The following is a 2,763-nucleotide window of genomic DNA, read 5'->3' on the forward strand; positions in this document are numbered from 1 at the left end:
GTCATAGAGGGCGCTCTTATTCAAGTAGCGACTATAAACGACGTTCATCTGGTTATGGGCATCAGCATTATAAAAGAAAACGTAAAAGCCGTAGCTTCTTTTCAAGTAGCTGATGAAATGGCGTCGTATACTAGCTTTATTTGATAGACCACTGCGAAAAAATACAATCGTTGCAGAGCGTTATAAGATTGWATCAGTAATTGGAATGGGCAGTTATGGGGTTACATATGTCGTTAATGATTTACAAATAAATAAATATAAAGTCTTAAAACAATTAAGGCAAAGTAAACAAAGATATGAGTCTGGTAGAAAATCATTTGAGCAAGAGAAAGTGATTTTACAAACATTAAATCATGCGTCAATTCCTAATCTACATGATCATTTCATATGGGAGAAAAAGAACTTTTTTGTGATGGAGTATATGCCGGGAAAAAATTTCGAAGATCATATTTTCTTAGATGGGCAAGTATATGATGAACGTGAAGTTTTTGGGATTTTATATGAAGTACTAGGAATTGTTTCGTATTTTCATAGTAAAGGTATCGTTCACCGAGATTTACGTATTCCAAACATATTAATGAAAGAAAATCAGATTAGTATTATTGATTTTGGATTGGCTAAATTGAAAGGTGAGGGTGATGAGCGTGCTATAACTTATGAAGGTGAACAAGCTTTGATGCGAGAAGTTCACTTTCGTAGCGACTTTTATGCGCTCGGTCATTTCGTATTATTTTTATTGTATGCTAGTTATGAATCGACTGAAAAAAAGGAAAAACCTTGGTATGAAGAGTTAGTGCTGGAAGAATATAATCGCGACATGCTAATGCGAATGTTACAAATGAAAGCGCCATACTATGAAAATGTACAAGACTTGAAAAAAGATGTAGCTTACGCTTTAGAAAGGATGGAGACTTCATGTTTCAAAAGTTTTTAGCAAGCGTTGGTATTGGTAGTGCAAAAGTAGATACYGTTCTTGAAAAAGATGAGTATATAGTTGGAGAAGAGATAGTAGGGAAGGTTCATATAACTGGAGGTTCAGTTAACCAAGAAATTGAAAGCATTTACTTAACGTTGTCGACGTCATATGTAAGAGAAGTGGATGATAAAAAAGTAACGGCAACGTATGATTTGGAGCGAGTTCGTTTAACAGATCCATTTTCTGTAGAGCCAAATGAAAAAGTGGAAATTCCATTTTCGTTTTTAATGCCAATTGAAGTACCACTAACACTTGGAATGAAAACGGTTTGGGTTCATACAGGCCTTGATATTAAACGTAGTATTGATCCAAGTGACCGTGATTATATTCAAGTGTTGCCGAATGCACTATTGAACAGTGTATTAAATAGTGTAAATCAATTAGGTTTTAAAGCGCGTCATGTAGAATGCGAAGAATTACCGTATCGATTACGTAAGCAAGTTCCATTCGCGCAAGAATTTGAGTTTATTCCAGTCTCCGGAGAGTATTATGGGAAATTAGATGAATTAGAATTATTAATTTTGCCAAGTGCCCACGACCGATTAGAAATTATTATGGAAGTAGATAGAAAATCACGTGGATTGGCTGGTTTATTCGCAGARGCRCTTGATCTTGATGAGAAGGTTATTCGCTTTACAGTAACAAACGAAGATATTCCAACGATGCAGCAAAAAATTAACAATAATATTTTTTAATAAACTATGCATAAAAAAGAAATGGAGAGGAAAACTAAAACAACCGCTCCATTTTTTTGCATAGTGAGGTTATGTATGTGAAACGATACCGACATTTATACTTGTTAAGTTGTACACTACTCATTTGTTTTGTCGCACTATCACTTTCGTATCATACCGCTTGTATTGAAAAATTTGATAATGTAGTCGCACACTTTATTCAAAGTTTCCGAAACGAGTATTTGACAACCTATTTTACTTGGGTGTCCTTTATCGGTTCAAAAAGAATATATTTCCCGTTACTCATTATACTTGTAATGTATTTTCTTCTTAGAAAAAAAATATTAAGTGCATTACTTCTAACAATTAATTATTACGGATCACGTTATTTGAACAGTATGCTCAAACTATGGTATGAACGAGCACGACCTGATGTGACGCAGCTTGTTACAGCAACTGGATATAGCTTTCCGAGCGGTCATACGATGAATGCTACTGCTTTTTTAGGATTTATTGCATACGTCACAATTACAGAAGATCGTATTTCATTGCATAAAAAGTTGCTGATTATTTTTATAGCAAGCTTCGTTGTATTATCTATTTCAGTTAGCCGAATTTATCTTGGCGTGCACTATCCATCTGACATATTAGCCGGATGGGCAGCGGGCGGTAGCTGGCTCGTTTTATGTATTATATTTCATAAGGCGTTCATTAAAAAAGAACCTATATCATAATAGGTTCTTTTTGCATGGGCTCCACATGAATATGAGCATGGTAAATTCCGAATTTTTTTCGAAGCATATCTTCAATATTGTCAGTAATACAATGGCTTTCGCTAACATCCATTCGAGCATCTACTTCAATTGTAATATCCACATACGTTTGGTTCCCATACATACGAGCACGAATATCTACAATATGTTCTACACCTGAAATATGCCCTATAGCATCAGCGTATTCATCCATTTTTTCAGGATCAATTCCATCCGTTAGCATATGAGAAGCTTCTACAAAAATTTCCCACGCGGTCTTACAAATAATAAGACCGACAAGTAAAGCAGCAATAGGGTCCAAAATAGGCATTTGGAACTGTGCGCCGACTATACCTACTAC

General features: G+C 35.2%; 4 protein-coding genes. 3 read left to right on the forward strand and 1 reads right to left on the reverse strand.

Going from position 1 to position 2,763, the window contains the following annotated elements:
- Positions 1–112 precede the first annotated feature (112 nt).
- From AC1DJR_RS24975 to AC1DJR_RS24985, 3 genes are all read left to right on the forward strand, one after another.
- Entirely contained in the window at positions 113–934 is an 822-nt protein-coding gene (locus AC1DJR_RS24975; RefSeq protein ID WP_477003762.1) for a serine/threonine protein kinase, read from the forward strand.
- Positions 916–1,671, forward strand: a complete 756-nt coding sequence (locus tag AC1DJR_RS24980; RefSeq protein WP_044441857.1) for a sporulation protein — start codon at positions 916–918, stop codon at positions 1,669–1,671. The genes AC1DJR_RS24975 and AC1DJR_RS24980 overlap by 19 nt, the downstream gene beginning before the upstream one ends.
- 77 nt (positions 1,672–1,748) lie before the next feature.
- Positions 1,749–2,384 (forward strand): phosphatase PAP2 family protein, encoded by a 636-nt coding sequence (locus AC1DJR_RS24985; RefSeq protein WP_429687301.1) that lies wholly within the window; start codon positions 1,749–1,751, stop codon positions 2,382–2,384.
- Here the strand turns inward: AC1DJR_RS24985 and AC1DJR_RS24990 are convergent.
- Positions 2,374–2,763: cation diffusion facilitator family transporter (locus tag AC1DJR_RS24990; protein WP_477003763.1), on the reverse strand; the 390-nt coding region annotated here is incomplete at its 5' end. The genes AC1DJR_RS24985 and AC1DJR_RS24990 overlap by 11 nt on opposite strands.

This window comes from Bacillus sp. 05T31, assembly GCF_056396725.1.